This is a genomic window from Micromonospora sp. ZG13, from assembly GCF_059359355.1.
The window spans coordinates 566,045-580,737 of the sequence record NZ_JCADBQ010000003.1 but is presented as its reverse complement, the minus strand read 5'-3'; the positions used below and the strand labels follow the sequence as shown (position 1 = coordinate 580,737).

At 75.3% G+C, this 14,693-nt stretch carries 16 protein-coding genes; 9 read left to right on the top strand and 7 right to left on the bottom strand.

Translation table 11 applies throughout. From position 1 onward, the window contains the following. The first annotated feature begins 145 nt into the window (after positions 1 to 145). On the top strand, positions 146 to 727 hold the full coding sequence (locus tag AC5L34_RS10235; protein WP_101414022.1) for a DNA-3-methyladenine glycosylase I: 582 nt from the start codon (positions 146 to 148) through the stop codon (positions 725 to 727). Between the two features lie 13 nt (positions 728 to 740). After that, positions 741 to 1,364, top strand: a complete 624-nt coding sequence (locus AC5L34_RS10230) for a hypothetical protein (RefSeq protein WP_441174535.1) — start codon at positions 741 to 743, stop codon at positions 1,362 to 1,364. Positions 1,365 to 1,499: 135 nt separating this feature from the next. On the opposite strand, the gene AC5L34_RS10225 is transcribed toward AC5L34_RS10230, so the two are convergent. Next, complete coding sequence (locus AC5L34_RS10225; RefSeq protein ID WP_441174534.1) at positions 1,500 to 2,291, bottom strand: enoyl-CoA hydratase/isomerase family protein; 792 nt, start codon at positions 2,289 to 2,291, stop codon at positions 1,500 to 1,502. A 2-nt stretch (positions 2,292 to 2,293) separates the two neighbouring features. Then, positions 2,294 to 3,112: a PaaX family transcriptional regulator gene (locus tag AC5L34_RS10220; RefSeq protein ID WP_089002167.1), complete on the bottom strand. Its 819-nt coding sequence runs from the start codon at positions 3,110 to 3,112 to the stop codon at positions 2,294 to 2,296. 190 nt (positions 3,113 to 3,302) lie between these two features. Here AC5L34_RS10220 and AC5L34_RS10215 point away from each other — a divergent pair, with 190 nt between their 5' ends. Both AC5L34_RS10215 and AC5L34_RS10210 read left to right on the top strand, forming a co-directional pair. Continuing rightward, complete coding sequence (locus AC5L34_RS10215; protein ID WP_007455245.1) at positions 3,303 to 3,470, top strand: DUF3117 domain-containing protein; 168 nt, start codon at positions 3,303 to 3,305, stop codon at positions 3,468 to 3,470. A 129-nt stretch (positions 3,471 to 3,599) separates the two neighbouring features. After that, on the top strand, positions 3,600 to 5,066 hold the full coding sequence (locus AC5L34_RS10210; protein ID WP_441174533.1) for a leucyl aminopeptidase family protein: 1,467 nt from the start codon (positions 3,600 to 3,602) through the stop codon (positions 5,064 to 5,066). Positions 5,067 to 5,112: 46 nt separating this feature from the next. Here AC5L34_RS10210 and AC5L34_RS10205 read toward each other — a convergent pair whose 3' ends face one another. Then, entirely contained in the window at positions 5,113 to 5,700 is a 588-nt protein-coding gene (locus AC5L34_RS10205) for an O-methyltransferase (protein WP_089003702.1), read from the bottom strand. 300 nt (positions 5,701 to 6,000) lie between these two features. Here AC5L34_RS10205 and AC5L34_RS10200 point away from each other — a divergent pair, with 300 nt between their 5' ends. Both AC5L34_RS10200 and AC5L34_RS10195 read left to right on the top strand, forming a co-directional pair. Further along, the gene (locus AC5L34_RS10200) at positions 6,001 to 7,323 is read left to right on the top strand and encodes a S1C family serine protease (protein ID WP_441174532.1); all 1,323 of its coding nucleotides are present in this window, start codon (positions 6,001 to 6,003) and stop codon (positions 7,321 to 7,323) included. Between the two features lie 73 nt (positions 7,324 to 7,396). Further along, positions 7,397 to 7,819, top strand: a complete 423-nt coding sequence (locus AC5L34_RS10195) for a twin-arginine translocase TatA/TatE family subunit (protein WP_101414027.1) — start codon at positions 7,397 to 7,399, stop codon at positions 7,817 to 7,819. Between the two features lie 105 nt (positions 7,820 to 7,924). On the opposite strand, the gene AC5L34_RS10190 is transcribed toward AC5L34_RS10195, so the two are convergent. The 3 genes from AC5L34_RS10190 to AC5L34_RS10180 all read right to left on the bottom strand — a co-directional run bounded on the left by AC5L34_RS10190 (position 7,925) and on the right by AC5L34_RS10180 (position 11,159). Beyond that, complete coding sequence (locus tag AC5L34_RS10190; protein WP_441174531.1) at positions 7,925 to 9,070, bottom strand: Mrp/NBP35 family ATP-binding protein; 1,146 nt, start codon at positions 9,068 to 9,070, stop codon at positions 7,925 to 7,927. Between the two features lie 189 nt (positions 9,071 to 9,259). Then, positions 9,260 to 9,880, bottom strand: coding sequence for a DUF1003 domain-containing protein (locus AC5L34_RS10185; protein ID WP_441174530.1), 621 nt, complete (start codon positions 9,878 to 9,880; stop codon positions 9,260 to 9,262). Continuing rightward, positions 9,873 to 11,159 carry a magnesium transporter MgtE N-terminal domain-containing protein gene (locus tag AC5L34_RS10180; protein WP_441174529.1) on the bottom strand — a complete coding sequence of 429 codons (1,287 nt, stop codon included), beginning with the start codon at positions 11,157 to 11,159 and terminating at the stop codon, positions 9,873 to 9,875. Before AC5L34_RS10180 ends, AC5L34_RS10185 begins: the two co-directional genes overlap by 8 nt. A gap of 33 nt (positions 11,160 to 11,192) precedes the next feature. Between AC5L34_RS10180 and AC5L34_RS10175 the strand changes: the two genes are divergently transcribed. Continuing rightward, the gene (locus AC5L34_RS10175) at positions 11,193 to 12,062 is read left to right on the top strand and encodes a PhzF family phenazine biosynthesis protein (RefSeq protein ID WP_441174528.1); all 870 of its coding nucleotides are present in this window, start codon (positions 11,193 to 11,195) and stop codon (positions 12,060 to 12,062) included. A 161-nt stretch (positions 12,063 to 12,223) separates the two neighbouring features. After that, the gene (locus tag AC5L34_RS10170) at positions 12,224 to 12,751 is read left to right on the top strand and encodes a hypothetical protein (RefSeq protein ID WP_441174527.1); all 528 of its coding nucleotides are present in this window, start codon (positions 12,224 to 12,226) and stop codon (positions 12,749 to 12,751) included. 88 nt (positions 12,752 to 12,839) lie between these two features. On the opposite strand, the gene AC5L34_RS10165 is transcribed toward AC5L34_RS10170, so the two are convergent. Further along, the gene (locus AC5L34_RS10165) at positions 12,840 to 13,607 is read right to left on the bottom strand and encodes an HAD family hydrolase (protein ID WP_441174526.1); all 768 of its coding nucleotides are present in this window, start codon (positions 13,605 to 13,607) and stop codon (positions 12,840 to 12,842) included. Between the two features lie 106 nt (positions 13,608 to 13,713). Between AC5L34_RS10165 and AC5L34_RS10160 the strand changes: the two genes are divergently transcribed. Continuing rightward, positions 13,714 to 14,676, top strand: coding sequence for a DMT family transporter (locus tag AC5L34_RS10160; protein WP_494824590.1), 963 nt, complete (start codon positions 13,714 to 13,716; stop codon positions 14,674 to 14,676). Positions 14,677 to 14,693 lie beyond the last annotated feature (17 nt).

The window sequence follows — 14,693 nt, the reverse complement described above, 5'->3', positions numbered from 1 at the left end:
CGGCTCGACGTCGCCGACATCGGGGTGTCGGCCCGCCCGGGACGCCCCGATGTCGCCGACCCCGGGCGGTACGGGCCCGCCGACCGAGGCACGACGCGGCACCGTGGGGCGCGGGCCCGTCGGTACGGTGTCCTAGCGTGGACGCGTGACTGACCTGGTGATCGGCGCCGACGGGCTGCCGCGATGCGGCTGGGGGCACAGCACCCCCGACTACGCCGCCTACCACGACACGGAGTGGGGCCGCCCCCTGCGCGGCGACGACGCGCTCTACGAGCGGCTCACGCTGGAGGCGTTCCAGTCGGGGCTGTCCTGGCTGACCATCCTCCGCAAACGTCCCGCCTTCCGGCTGGCCTTCGACGAGTTCCGCATTGAGACCGTGGCCGGCTACGGCGACGCCGACGTCGCCCGGCTGCTCGCCGACGCCGGCATCGTCCGCAACCGGGCCAAGATCGAGGCGGCGATCGCCAACGCCCGGGCGGCGCTGGAGCTTCCGGAAGGGCTCTCCGCGCTGCTCTGGTCCTTCGCCCCGCCGCCCCGGCCGGCCCGACCCGCGTCGTTCGCGGAGGTGCCGGCGCTGACGGCCGAGTCCACGGCGATGGCCAAGGCGCTCAAGAAGCGGGGCTTCCGCTTCGTCGGCCCGACCACGGCCTACGCGCTCATGCAGGCCACCGGGATGGTCGACGACCACCTTGCGGGCTGCCACGTCGTGGCGGCGCGGGCGGCGTGATGGGATGGAGGCCATGACGACCGACACCGCGCACCGGGTGGACGGGGCCCGCCCCGCCGACGGCACGGGCGCCTGGGCGGTGCTGCTGCCCACCGGGCGCTACGAGGCCGAGCGGCTCGTCCACCACGACACGCTCGAGTTGACCGGCCTGACCGACGACTCCGGGCCCCGCCCCGGCGACCGGGTGGCCGTGCTGGTCGACGCGCCGCCCCGGCTGGTGGCGCTGGGCCGGGTCGCCGCGGCGGCCGGCCAGGAGCGGGAGGACCCGGACGATCCCCAGTCCGAGCGGGTCGAGGCGCCGCTGGTGGTCGCGTACACCCGGCGGGCCTTCGACGAGCCGGTGCCGGCCGACGCGCTGGTGCTCGACGGGCCGGTGACCGCGCTGGACCCCTCGGCCTTCCAGGAGTTGGCCGACCGGTTGGGCCCGCCACCACGACGGCGCACCTGGCTGGTCAGCCTCGACCTGCCGATCGAGGCCGCGTCGCCCGCCGAGGCGGTCCGCCTGTTCTGGGCGTACGTGCAGGAGCTGGGGCCCCGCGAGTTGCCCGCGTTCGTCTCGCCCTCGGGCGACGAGCTGGCCATGCAGGCGTTCGTGCTCGGCGCGGAGGCCAACCAGGACCCGGAGGAGGACGACTGATCCGCTCCGGCGGCGTCCGCGCGCCGAGCCCTGGTGGCTGCCGCCGGTGATCGCCGTACGCGCCGGCTCACGAGCCCTGTCAGGCGCGACCGGCCGCCTGCCGGTGTGGCGGGGGCCGGTCGGCCCGGGAGGGCGTCAGCGGCCCTCGAAGACCGGCTTCTGCTTGTTGACGAAGGCCTGGGTGGCCGCGCGGTGGTCGGCGGTGCCCCCGCAGATCGACTGCGCCTGCGCCTCGGCGGCCAGGGCGTCGGCCAGCGTGCCCGCGTCGGCGATGGAGAGCTGACGCTTGATCGCCCCGTACGCGACGGTCGGGCCGGCGGCCAGCCGGGCGGCCAACTCCTGCGCGGTCGGCAGCACCTGCTCGTCGTCCTCAACCAGGCGGTTGAGCAGCCCGAGCTGGCAGGCGTCCGCCGCGCGCACGGGCTCGGCCAGCATCAGCAGCTCGATGGCCTTGGCGTGGCCGACGAGCCGGGGCAGCGTCCAGGAGGCGCCGGTGTCGGCGGCGAGCCCGACCTTGGCGAACGCCATCAGGAAGCTGGTCGACGGCCCGCCGATGCGGATGTCGGCGAGGAACGCCAGCGAGGCGCCCGCCCCGGCGGCCATCCCCCGCACGGCGGCGACCACCGGCTTGGGCAGGTTGGCCAGCCGGGCGGCGATCGGGTTGTAGTGCGCGCGCACGGTGTCCAGCGGGTTGCCGTCGGTGGACTCCAGGGTCTGCACGTGCTCGCGCAGGTCCTGCCCGGCGCTGAACGATTGGCCCGCGCCCGCGAGCACCACCGCGCGGCAGGACCGGTCGGTCTCCAGCTCGGCCAGCGTGTCGCGCAGCGCCTCCTTGAGCGCCACGTCCAGCGCGTTCATCGCCGTCGGGCGGTTCAGCGTCAGGGTGACGACGGCGTCGGTGCGGTCGACGAGCAGCGGCTCGGTCACTTCTAACGACCCTTCTGTCGGGCGATGCGGTTGCCGGAGTCGAGGCACTGCTCGACGTACCGGTCTGCGGCCGGCCGCAGCCGGGCCGCGTGCCGGTCGAAGAAACTGGCCGCGGCGGTGCCGGGCCAGCGCTCGGGGAGCAGCGCCGGGGGCAGCTGCGGGTCCCGGAACAGGAAGGTACGCCACGCGTGCACGAGCCGGAACCGGGCGGCGTACGCCTCCTCGTCGAGGCTGCGCACCGTGACCCCGGCCAGCAACGGCCGCTGCTCGGCGACGAACTGCTCGTACGCCTGGCCGATCTCCGCGAGGTCCCAGGCCCGGCGCACGACGCCCATGGCGCCGGGGGTGCCGGCGGTGTGCGCGGCGGTGAACCGCTCGTAGCGCACGCCCGCCTCGTCGAGCAGCACGTCCACGTCCTCGCCCGGCCGGGTCGCCACCCAGGTGCACTCGTCCAGGGCGCCGTAGCCGAGGAACGTCAGGTTGGCGGCGAGCCGTTGCCGGTCCCGGCGGGACAGGGGGGCCTCCAGCACCAGCAGGTCGAACCGTCCGTCCCAGGTGATCCGGCCGGTCCGGTAGATCCGCGCCGCCGCCTCGTCCAACCGGCGGGCGGCTTTCGGTGTGATCGAATATCCCGGCCCGGAGGTCAGCCGGCACGGGTCGAGCCACCCCTGGCGGACCATCCGGGAGACCGCCGTGCGCACGGCGGGCGGGGCGATCCCGAGCGGCGCCAGCAGCCTGACCAGGGCGGCGACGGGTGCCCGGCCGCCCCTCGCCCGGAGGTGGTCGCCGTACAGGTCGAAGAGTGCCGACCGTGCCTGCATGACCGCACATTGTGACAGGCCTTCTCAGGATAAGCTAGATGCTGTTACATCAATGCTGCTTCGGTTTGGGTCCGGCGGTGTTCATCAGGGAAAATCGTTGGTCGACACCCCCGCGTAGGTTGCGGGTGGTCAAGACGAAGTGGCTGTGGGGCAACCCACCGACCCTGGTGTAGGTCTGAGGGGAGACAACATGGCGGCGATGAAGCCGCGGACGGGCGACGGTCCGCTGGAAGTCACCAAGGAGGGCCGGGGCATCGTCATGCGCGTCCCGCTGGAGGGTGGTGGCCGGCTCGTCGTCGAGATGACTCCCGACGAGGCCAACGCACTCGGTGACGCACTGAAGGCAGCCGCCGGCTGACCGAGGAACGGTCCGCGCGCCCGCGCGGGCCTTTCGTCAACCCCTGAGCCACCGGCCCCGCCGGTGGCTCAGGGTCTTCATTCCCCGCGGAGCCGCGCTCCGCGAGCTTCCCTGGAGGTACGGCTCCGCGTGCTCGCCATCCGTCTGCTCGCCGAGCCCGACCGGCTCGACACGCTCGTTCTGCCCGTCCGGCCCGGCCCGGCCGACGGCGACCCGGCCCGACCGGCCCCGACCGCGTCGGCGCTGCCCGACGGCGTGACCGAGGAGGCTGCCGCCCTGGCGCCGGCGGCCCGGCTGACCGGGCGCCCCGGCGAGGTTCAGGCGCAGCTGCGACCCGGGCGGGAGCCGGGCCGGCTGCTGCTGCTCGGCGTCGGCGAGGGCGACGAGGCCGGCTGGCGGGCGGCCGGGGCGGCCCTGGCCCGTGCCGCGAAGGATGAGACACACGTCACGTTGGCGATGTCGGCCGACGCCACCCAGGCGGCCGTACGCGGACTCGTCGAGGGGCTGCTGCTGGCCTCGTACCGGTTCCGGCTGACCGACGCCGGCACCGCCCCCGCCCTGGCGGAGGTCGACGTGCTGGTGGCCGACCCGGGCGCGCACACCGCGACCGTCGAGGCGGCCCGGACGACGGCCCGGATGACCCGCTTCGCCCGCGACCTCACCAACACCCCCTCGTCGGTCAAGAACCCGCAGTGGTTCGCCGAGCAGGTCGCCGCCCACGCCGCCGACGTGCCCGACCTGCACCTGCGCGTACGCGGCCCGGACGAGCTGGCGGCCGAGGGCTTCGGCGGGATCCTCGCCGTCGGGGGCGGCTCCGCGAGCACCCCGCGCCTGCTGGAGCTGGACTGGCGGCCGGCCGACGCCCGTACCCACGTGGTGCTGGTCGGCAAGGGGATCACGTTCGACACCGGCGGCATCTCGATCAAGCCGGTGGCGGCGATGAAGCTGATGCGCAAGGACATGGCCGGGGCGGCGGCGGTGGTCGCGGCGACCCTCGGCGCGGCGGCCCTGCGTCTGCCGGTCCGGGTCACCACGCTCGCGCCGCTGGCGGAGAACATGCTCAGCGGGTCGGCGTTCCGCCCCGGCGACATCATCCGCCACTACGGCGGCACCACCAGCGAGACCACCAACTCCGACGCCGAGGGCCGGCTCGTGCTGGCCGACGCCCTCGCGTACGCGGCGGCCGAGCTGCGGCCCGACCTGCTGGTCGACCTCGCCACGCTCACCGGGGCGAACGCGGTGGCGCTGGGCAAGCGCACCGGCGCCCTCTACAGCGACAACGACGCGCTCGCGGCGGACGTGCTGGCCGCGATCGCCGCCGCCGGCGAGGCCGCCTGGCGGATGCCGCTGCCCGCCGACTACGCCGAGCACCTCGGCAGCGAACTGGCCGACCTGCACAGCTCGCCGGACCGGGGCGCCGGGTCGGTGATGGCGGCGCTCTACCTGCGGGAGTTCACCGGTGAGCTGCGCGACCGGTGGCTGCACGTGGACATGTCCGCGCCGTCCTGGGCCGACGGCGACGACGCCGAGCTGACCCGGGGCGCGACCGGCTGGGGCGTACGCTCGCTGCTGCGCTGGCTGGGCTCGCTGGCTTGACCGCCGGGCGGCGCCCGCCCCCGGCGGGCCCCCGGTCAGCGGCGGGTCAGCACTTCACGGCGGCGAGCAGCCCGTGGCCGACCGGCAGCAGCGCCGGGATCCAGTGCTCGGACTCGCGGATCGCCTTGATGGCCTCGCGGACGGTCACCGTCTCCACGTCGCGGGCGGCCGGGTCACCGATCCGGCCGCCGGCCAGCGTGCCGTTGAGCGCGACCACGCCGCCCGGGCGCAGCAGCCGCAGCGCGGCGTCGACGCAGGCGGCGAACCCGGTCGCCTCGGCGTCCACGAAGACCAGGTCGTACGCGCCGTCGGCGAGCCGGGGGAGCACGTCCAGCGCCCGGCCGGTGATGATCCGGGTGCGGCCGGCGGCGAAGCCCGCCTCGGTGAAGATCCGCCGGGCGATCCGCTGGTGCTCGACCTCGACGTCGATGGTGGTGAGTACGCCGTCGGCGCGCATCCCGCGCAGCAGCCAGACGCCGCTGACGCCCGTGCCGGTGCCGATCTCCACCACCGCCCGGGCGCTGCCGGCGGCGGCGAGCAGCCGCAGCGCCGCGCCGGCGCCGGGGGTCACCGCCTCGAGGCCGACCTCGTGGGCCAGGCTGCGGGCGGTGCGCAGGACGAGATCCTCGGTCACGTACGACTCGGCGAAGTGCAGGGTCTGGGCCGTCGAAGTGCCGGAACCGGCGACCGTGGCGATGGGACACCTCCGGGCGGCATGCGTGGTGCGGGGGCGGGTGGGCACTGTGAGCCTAGAGGCGACGTCGAACGGGCGCAGCCGCGCGTCCGCCACCCGACGATCACGGTCGGCAACCGGTGACTCCATCCGCCGCATCCGTGTAATCCTGGAAGCGGTGTTCCGGCGAGCGCGACCGGGCGACGCTGTCGCCGGGTCCGTCGAGCGCGGGACCCGGGGACGGACTGGGAGGGCACCGACGTGACCGACGGCTGGGACTGGCGCCAGCCCGGGGGAACTCCGGCACCGGCGAGACCGCCGCTGCCCGGACACCCGCCGGTGGGCCGGCCGCCGACGCCTGAGGGCGGCGGGGGCGGCACGACTTCGCCCTGGTGGTCCGACGCGCTGGCCGACCCGTGGCGCGACCCGGCGGCGCCGGCCGCCGTGGTACTGCCGGCCGCGCCGAGCCCCGGCACCGAGCCGGAGCGGGTCCTCGACCCGGACGCCCCGGGCCGGCCGACGCTGCGGCAACTGCTGCTCATCCCCTTGATCACCGCGCTGCTCGCGGGCAGCCTGGGCGGCGCGCTCGGGTACGCCTTCGCGGTGCGCGGGGGTGCCGTGGCCAACACGGTGCTCGGCGCGGACCCGCAGGCGCCCGGCCTGGCCCAGCGCAGGCCCGAGTCGCTGGCCGGGGTCGCCGAGCGGGTGCTGCCCAGCGTGGTGACCGTCCGGGTGGCGAGCCTCGGCGGCACGAGCGAGGGCTCGGGCTTCATCGCGAGCGCCGACGGGCACGTCATCACCAACGACCACGTGGTGGCGGGGGCGACCGGCAAGGCGTCGGTGGTCTTCAACGACGGCAGTTCCGCCCCGGCGACCGTCGTCGGGCAGGACCCGGAGTCCGACATCGCGGTGATCAAGGTCTCCCGGACGGGCCTGCGGCCGGTCGAGTTCGGCGACTCCGACGCGCTGGCCGTGGGCGACCCGGTGCTGGCCATGGGCTCGCCGCTCTCGCTGGCCAACACGGTCACGGCCGGCATCGTCAGCGCCCTGGACCGCACGATGCGGGCCGGCGAGCCGGGCGGTCCCACGCGCTACTACGCGGCGATCCAGACCGACGCGGCCGTCAACCACGGCAACTCGGGCGGCCCGCTGGTCGACGGCGCGGGCCGGGTGATCGGGGTCAACTCGACCATCAAGTCGTTGGTCTCCGACGGGCAGGAGGCGGGCAACATCGGCCTCGCCTTCGCCATCCCGATCAACCAGGCCAAGCGGATCACGCAGGACATCATCGGCACCGGCAAGGCCCGGCGCACGGTGATCGGCGCCCAGGTCGGCGGGGCCGGCGCGGGCACCGGAGGAACCGGCGTACGCCTGGCGGCGGTGGAGCCGTCGGGCCCGGCGGCCGGCGCGGGGCTGAAGGCCGGTGACGTGATCCTCAAGCTCGCCGGGCGGCCGATGACCGAGCCGACCGACCTCATCGCGCTGGTCCGCAAGTTCGCGCCCGGCGCGGTGGTGACCGTGGAGTACCGCCGGGGCGCCAACCGGCAGAATGCCTCCGTGACGCTGGCCGCAGACGCCAAGTAGGGCCCCACCACCCCTCCCCGGGCGGTGCCCGACGTGCGTAGTCTTGCTGCTGACGCCGAAGGAGGCCCGCGCAGTGTTCGAGAACCTGAACTGGTGGGAGATCGGTGCGCTGCTGCTACTGGCGCTGCTGATCTTCGGTGACCGGCTGCCCGCGGTGATCAGCGACGGGCTGCGCATGGTGCGCAACCTGCGCGCCATGGCCAGCAACGCCACCACCGACCTCAGTCGCGAGCTGGGCACCGACATCCAGCTGGAGGACCTGCACCCGAAGGCGTTCATCCGCAAGCACCTGCTCAGCGAGGAGGACGAGCAGGCGATCCGGAAGCCGTTGCAGGGCGTCTACGACAACCTGCGGGCGGACGTGACCGGCGTGCACAACGAGCTGAAGGACGTCGCCTCCGCCGCCGACCTGCGCGCGGGCGGCGGCCGCCCGGCCACCGCCACCGGCGCCGCCCCGGCTCCCGCCCCCCGGGTCAGCTACGACGACGCGACCTGACCCCGCCCGCCGTGCCGCGCCGCAGACGGCGACGGGGGCGGCGCTCCCGGGGGAACGCCGCCCCCGCGCGGGTGGCGACGGTGCCGGCCCGTGGCCGGCGTACGGTCAGCGGCCGGCGGGCTTGAGGCCCAGCGGCTTGCCGAGCAGCGACTCCCGCCGTACGGCGAGCCGGTCAGCGACCTGACCCAGCGCCTTCGCGGCCGGCGACTCCGGCTCGGCCAGCACGATCGGGGTGCCCACGTCGCCGGCCTCGCGGACCCGGGTGTCGAGCGGGATCTGCCCCAGCAGCGGCACCTGGGCGCCGATGGTCTTGGTCAGCGACTCGGCGACCGCCTGCCCGCCGCCCGCGCCGAAGACCTCCATCCGGGAGCCGTCCGGCAGCTCCAGCCAGGACATGTTCTCGATGACGCCGACCACGCGCTGGTGGGTCTGCAACGCGATCGCGCCGGCCCGCTCCGCCACCTCGGCGGCGGCGGTCTGCGGGGTGGTGACGATCAGGATCTCGGAGTTGGGCAGCAGCTGGGCCAGGGAGATGGCCACGTCGCCGGTGCCCGGGGGCAGGTCGAGCAGGAGCACGTCCAGCTCGCCCCAGTAGACGTCGGCGAGGAACTGCTGCAACGCCCGGTGCAGCATCGGGCCGCGCCACACCACGGCGGCGTTGCCGGCGGTGAACATGCCGATCGAGATGACCTTCACGCCGTGCGACTGCGGCGGCATGATCATGTCCTCGACGCGGGTGGGGCGCCCGTCGGCGCCGAGCATCCGGGGCACCGAGTGGCCGTAGATGTCCGCGTCGACCACGCCGACGGAGAGCCCACGGGCGGCCAGCGCGGCGGCCAGGTTGACCGTGACGCTGGACTTGCCGACGCCGCCCTTGCCGCTGGCCACCGCGTACACGCGGGTGCGGGATCCCGGCTGGGCGAACGGGACGACCGGCTCCTGGGCGCCGCCGCCGCGCAGCTTCGCCTGGAGTTCCTGGCGCTGCTCGGGGCTCATCACGCCGAACTCGATCGTCACGCCGGTCACCCCGGGCACCGCGCCGACGGCGGCCGTGATGTCCGAGCGCAGCTTGTCCTTCAGCGGGCAGCCGGCGACGGTGAGCAGCAGCTCGACCCGTACGACGCCGTCGTCGCCGACCTCGGCGGAGCGGACCATGCCCAACTCGGTGATGGGCCGGCGGATCTCCGGGTCGTTGACGGTGGCCAGCGCGGCCTGGATCGCGTCGGAGACGGTGCTGACGGGTGCTGACATGCCCGCAATGCTACGTCGGCGGCCCTGCCCCACCGCCGCCAGCGGGGGCCGGTGTGAGCGAATCGATGACGACGGCTTGGCCGGGCGGCGTACCGGGCGAAACGGGACGATCGAGTGGGCCCCGCCCGCCGCCGGGGCACGCCCGCCCGGCGTCGTCGGCCGCGCCGCTCGGGCGGCCCCACCCGGGGCTCAGCCCTCGGGCTCCCGGCTGTGGGCCTCCGGATGGCCGTCCCGGAACCGGTCGTCGTCCAGGTCGTCGCGGGGCTCCTCCAGCCCGTCGCCGTGCGGCGGGATCTTCTCCTGCTGCCGGCGCTCCAGCCGCTGCCGGCGGCGGCCCGCCTCGTCCAGCTCCTCGGCGAGCCGGGCCAGCTCCGAACGGAGGAAGTCCCGGGTCGCCACCTCGCCCATCGCGTTGCGCAGCGCGGCGATCTCCCGGGTCAGGTACTCCGTGTCGGCCTTCTGCATGGTCGCCCGCCGGCGGTCCTCCTCCTGGGTGACCCGGTCCCGGTCGGCCTGCCGGTTCTGCGCCAGCAGGATCAGCGGGGCCGCATAGCTGGCCTGGAGGGACAGCACCAGGGTCAGGAACGTGAAGGTGTACGGGTCGAAGCGCAGGTGCGCCGGGGCCAGGGTGTTCCAGCCGAACCACAGCGTGATCACGATCGTCATGTAGACGATGAAGTTCGCGGTGCCCATCCCCCGGGCGATCCCCTCGGACCACCGGCCGAAGGCCTCCGGGTCGAATCGGGGCAGCCTGACGCCCCGGGGCTCGCGCGGCTGGTCGAGCCGCGGCGCCCGTCGCTGCTCAGCCATCCGCGCCGTCCAGCGTCGGCTCGGCGGGGAACGGGCGCCCGGCGGCGTCCCGGTCCCGCCAGTCCCGGGGCAGGAGGTGGTCCAGCACGTCGTCGACGGTGACCGCGCCGACGAGCCGGTTGTTGCGGTCGATCACGGGCATGGCGACCAGGTCGTACGTGGCCATCCGGCGGGTGATCTCCGGCAGCGGGGTGGTCGGCCGCAGCGGGTCGATGTCGTTGACCACGATGCCGCCGAGCAGGTCGGCCGGCGGCTCGCGCAGCAGCCGCTGGAAGTGCACCATGCCGAGGTAGCGGCCGGTCGGCGTGGTCATCGGCGCCCGGGACACGAAGACCTGCGCGGCGATCGCGGGGGAGAGCTGCGGTTCCCGGATCCGGGCCAGGGCCTCGGCGACGGTGGCGTCCGGCGGCAGGATGACCGGCTCGGAGGTCATCACGCTGCCCGCGGTGCCCGGCGTGTACTTGAGCAGCTGACGTACGGGGTCGGCCTCGTCGGGCTGCATCAGGTCGAGCAGCACGTCCTGCTCGGGCGGGGGCAGCTCGCTGAGCAGGTCGGCGGCGTCGTCCGGGTCCATCTCCTCCAGCACGTCGGCCGCCCGCTCCCGGTCCAGCGCGGCCAGGATCTCCACCTGGTCGTGCTCCGGCAGCTCGCTGAGCACGTCGGCGAGGCGCTCGTCGTCGAGCGCGGCGGCGATCTCGTTGCGCCGGGTGTCGGGGAGGTCCTGGAGGGCGTTGGCGAGGTCGGCGGGGCGCATGTCCTCCAGCACCGAGAGCAGGTTGGCCGTGCCCCGGCTGTCGGCGATGCCGCTGAGCCCGCGTACCCGCTCCCACTCGACCTGGTGCAGGTGGCCCCGGCGGGTCAGCCGGCCGGTGTGCTCGCGTACGGCGACCCGGGCCAGCGACCACTCGCCGCCCCGGCTGCACTCCATCGCCACGTCGACCACGGAACCCGCCTGCCCGCCGGGGTCGAGCTGCACCCGACGGTCCAGCAGCTCCTGGAGCACGAGCAGTTCGTTCGGGCGCTTCTCGAAGCGCCGCAGGTTGAGCGTGCCACTGCCGAGCACGACCGCGTCGGCGTCGATGGAGGTGATCCGGTTGATGGAGAGGAAGATGCGCCGGCGCATCGGCATCTCGGCGACCAGCCCGACCACCTCCGGCGGGCGCTGCGTCGGCCGTAGCCGGGCCACCGCGTCGCGGACCCGGCCCACCTGGTCGCCGTTGGGGTCGAAGACGGCGACCCCGGCGAGCCGGGCGATGTAGATCCGGGTCGGCGTGCTCACGGGCACCAGCCTAAGCGCCTAGTGTTTATCAACATGTCGACCTTGGCCTACGAGATCGTGGACGTCTTCACCGACCGCCCGTTCGCCGGCAACCCGCTGGCCGTGGTGTTCGGCGCCCAAGCGCTGGCCACCGAGCAGATGCAGGCGCTCGCGTGTGAGTTCAACCTCTCCGAGACGGTGTTCGTGCTCCCGCCCACCCAGGTCGGCGCCACCTACCGCGCCCGTATCTTCACACCGGCCGAGGAACTGCCCTTCGCCGGGCATCCCAGCGTCGGCGCGGCGGTGACCGCCAGCCGCCGGGGCATGTTCGGTGTGGGGCAGGTCACTCAGGAGTGCGGCGCGGGCGTGCTGCCGATCGAGGTGACCGCGACCGGGGCCACGCTCACCGGCGGCGTCCCCACCCTCGGCCCGGAGCTGGACCCGGAGCCGCTGCTGGAGATGGCCGGCCTGAGCGCCGACGACCACGTCGGTCCGGCGCCGCGGGTGGCCGGCTGCGGGCTGGAGTTCCCCTACCTTCCGGTCCGCCCGGACGCGGTGGCCCGCGCCCGGGTCAACGCGGCGGCGGCACAGCGGTACGGAGTGGAGCACGTCAGCGTCTTCTCCTGGGACGCCGCCGCGCAAACCGCCCACGCCCGGGTCTTCGTCCCGGGACTGGGCGTGCCGGAGGATCCGGCCACCGGCTCGGCCGCCCTCGGCCTCGGGGTGTGGCTGGTCGCCAGCGGCCTGCTGCCGGCCGACGGTCGCGCGGAGTACACCGTCCACCAGGGCATCGAGATCAACCGGCCGTCCGTGCTGGCCTGCACGGTGACCGCCGCCGAGGGCCAGGCGGTGGGCGCCACCGTGGCCGGCCACGTCATGCCGGTCGCCCGGGGCGAGATCATGGTCCCGCCGTTCGTCGGCTGACCGGCGGGTCCGCGCCTCCGGGCCACCGCGCCTCCGGGCCACCCGCGTCTCAGGGCACGCGGACGGACCCGGTCGACGTCGACGGACGTCGGCGCGGCCGGACCCTCGGCGGATCCCCGGCCGTCGACGGACCCCGGGTGGCGCTGACGGGACGGGGGTGGATGCGGGAGGATGCCGGGGTGACCGACGCGGAGCGGGCCAGCACGCCGCTGGTCGACGAGGCTGTGAAGAAGGCCGCCGTGGCCTGGGTGAGCGTGGCCGGCGGGCCGGCGCTGGCGCTGTGGTGCCTGCCCCTGGAGGGGGCGCTCTTCGTGGTCAGCGGTCCGGGGGAGCAGTCCGCCCCGGGGCTGGCCGACGCGACCGAGGCGCAGGTCACCCTGCGCGGTGACCATGGCGGGCGCATCGTCACCTGGCCGGCCCGGGTGAGCCGCGTGACGCCCGGCACCGAGCACTGGGAGACCGTCGCGCCCCTCGTGGCCGCGAAGCGGCTGAACGCGCCCGGCCCCGCCGCCGAGCTCGTGGAGCGCTGGGCGGCCGACGGCTGCGCGGTGAACCGGCTGGCCCCGGCCGGCGAGCCCGTCGCCGGCACCGGGTTGCCCACGGACTCGCTGGCCGAGGTGCCCCGGGAGACGCCGGCGGTGCGGGCGGTCCGCAAGCCGTTCCGCCTGCACCGGGTCCGCCGCCGCTGAGGCGCCCGTCCGACGGCCGCGCCGCCCACCCGCCCGTCCGCCGCTGGACGCGCCGGCCGGCGACGCGGGTGACCGGGAAGCCCCGGGCTCACACCGGCGAGCAGCCGGCCGGCACGCCTGCGCCCGCCGGCACGGGGACGTCCGCCGGCAGGAGCACGTCCGCCCGTTCGGGCACCCGCTCGACGAGGTGGACCACCTCATCGAGGGAGCGCAGCGCCGGCCCGCTCCAGGCGGCGTCGGCGTTGAACACCATGTGGCCGGCCAGGTCCGGGGCCGCCAGCCGTACGGCGGTCATCCCGGCCCGCTCCGCCCCGGTCAGCTCCTGACTGCCGCCGTCGCCGACGTAGAGGCAGTCCGCCGGCGCCAGGTCGAGCCGCCGGCACGCCGCCTGGTAGAGCGCCGGGTCGGGCTTGCAGCGCCCCACCTGCACGGAGAAGACCCGCACGTCGAGCAGCGGGGCGATCGGCAACTGCGGCAGGAACGCCGGCAGCTCGTGCGTGCAGTCGCTGATCACCCCCGTACGCAGGCCGAGCCCGCGCAGCGCGGTCAGCGTCGGCACCGCCTCGTCCCGCAGCCGGGTGTCGGCGCGTACGGCCCGGTGGTGGGAGGCGACCGCCGAGCGGATCGCGTCCTCGGAGGGGTGCACGCCGGCCTGCTCGCAGACCCAGCGCAGGGTCGCCGCGGCGTCGCCGAGCCGCCCGCAGGCCCGCTCGTAGTAGGTGCGGTCGAGCACGTCGACGAGCGTGTGCGGCGCGCAGCCGAGCAGCTCGGCGGTCGACCGGTGGGCCGCGCCCCGCTGGACGGAACAGGTCAGCGTGCCGAAGAAGTCGAACAGGACCGCCTGGTACGTGGGCATGGGGGAGCGCCTCCGGGCGGTAGGGGAATCGCCGGCGCGGACATGCATGATCGTAACGGAGCGCTGACGGTACGTGGTGGCCCGTGGCGTGTGAGGATTGCACCTCGTGTCCCCCGCCACGCACCGCCCGCCCTTCGACCCGGTGACCACCGGGGCGGTCGTGCTGGCCGTCGTCGCCGTCTCGTCGTCCGCGCCGCTGGTGGCCTTCGCGGCGGCGCCCGCGCTGGCCGTCGCGTTCTGGCGCAACCTGCTGTCGGTGGCCGTGCTCGGCCCGTTCTCGGCGGCCCGGCGGCGCGTCGAGTTCCGGTCGCTGACGGTCGGCGCCGGCCGGCGCGAGGGCGTCTACTGCGTACTGTCGGGGGTCGCGCTCGCCGCGCACTTCGCCACCTGGATGCCCAGCACCAAGCTCACCTCGGTCGCCGCGGCGACCGCGCTGTGCGCCACCCAGCCGGTCTGGCAGGGGCTGATCGCCCGGGCCCAGGGGCGTCGGCTGCCGGGCGCCGTCTGGCTCGGCATCGGGGTGGCGGTCGCGGGGGCGGCCGTGGCGACCGGCGCCGACTTCGCCGTCTCCGGTCGGGCCGTCGCCGGCGACCTGCTCGCGGTGGCCGGGGGTCTCTTCGCGGCGGTCTACACCGCGCTCGGCGAGCGGGCCCGTACGACGATCAGCACGACCACCTACACCACCATCTGCTACGGGGTGTGCGCGCTGGTGCTGCTCGTGGTCTGCCTGGTCGGCCGGGTGCCGCTCACCGGCTTCGACACCGGCACCTGGCTCGTCGTGCTGGCCCTGGTGGCCGGCGCCCAACTGCTCGGGCACTCGATGTTCAACTACGCGCTGAAGCGGGTCTCGGCGACCACGGTCAGCGTGCTGGCCCTGCTGGAGGCCCCGGGCGCGGCCCTGATCGGCTGGGCCTGGCTGGGGCAGCTGCCCGGGGTGACCGCCCTGGCCGGGCTGGCGCTGCTGCTGGCCGGCGTCGCGGTGGTGGTGCTCGGCGGTGCCCGGGCGGCCCGTCGCGTCCGCCCGGTCGCCACCGCCGTCCCCGCCGACGCGGGCCCGCCGCCCGGCTGATCAGCCTGACCGGCCCG

Coding starts and splice junctions, on each gene's coding strand:
- AC5L34_RS10185 (WP_441174530.1), bottom strand. CDS start 9,880: ATGGCTGAGCAGCGACGGGCGCCGCGGCTCGACCAGCCGCGCGAGCCC.
- AC5L34_RS10215 (WP_007455245.1), top strand. CDS start 3,303: ATGGCGGCGATGAAGCCGCGGACGGGCGACGGTCCGCTGGAAGTCACC.
- AC5L34_RS10220 (WP_089002167.1), bottom strand. CDS start 3,112: ATGCAGGCACGGTCGGCACTCTTCGACCTGTACGGCGACCACCTCCGG.
- AC5L34_RS10230 (WP_441174535.1), top strand. CDS start 741: ATGACGACCGACACCGCGCACCGGGTGGACGGGGCCCGCCCCGCCGAC.
- AC5L34_RS10190 (WP_441174531.1), bottom strand. CDS start 9,070: ATGTCAGCACCCGTCAGCACCGTCTCCGACGCGATCCAGGCCGCGCTG.
- AC5L34_RS10165 (WP_441174526.1), bottom strand. CDS start 13,607: ATGCCCACGTACCAGGCGGTCCTGTTCGACTTCTTCGGCACGCTGACC.
- AC5L34_RS10175 (WP_441174528.1), top strand. CDS start 11,193: ATGTCGACCTTGGCCTACGAGATCGTGGACGTCTTCACCGACCGCCCG.
- AC5L34_RS10170 (WP_441174527.1), top strand. CDS start 12,224: ATGCGGGAGGATGCCGGGGTGACCGACGCGGAGCGGGCCAGCACGCCG.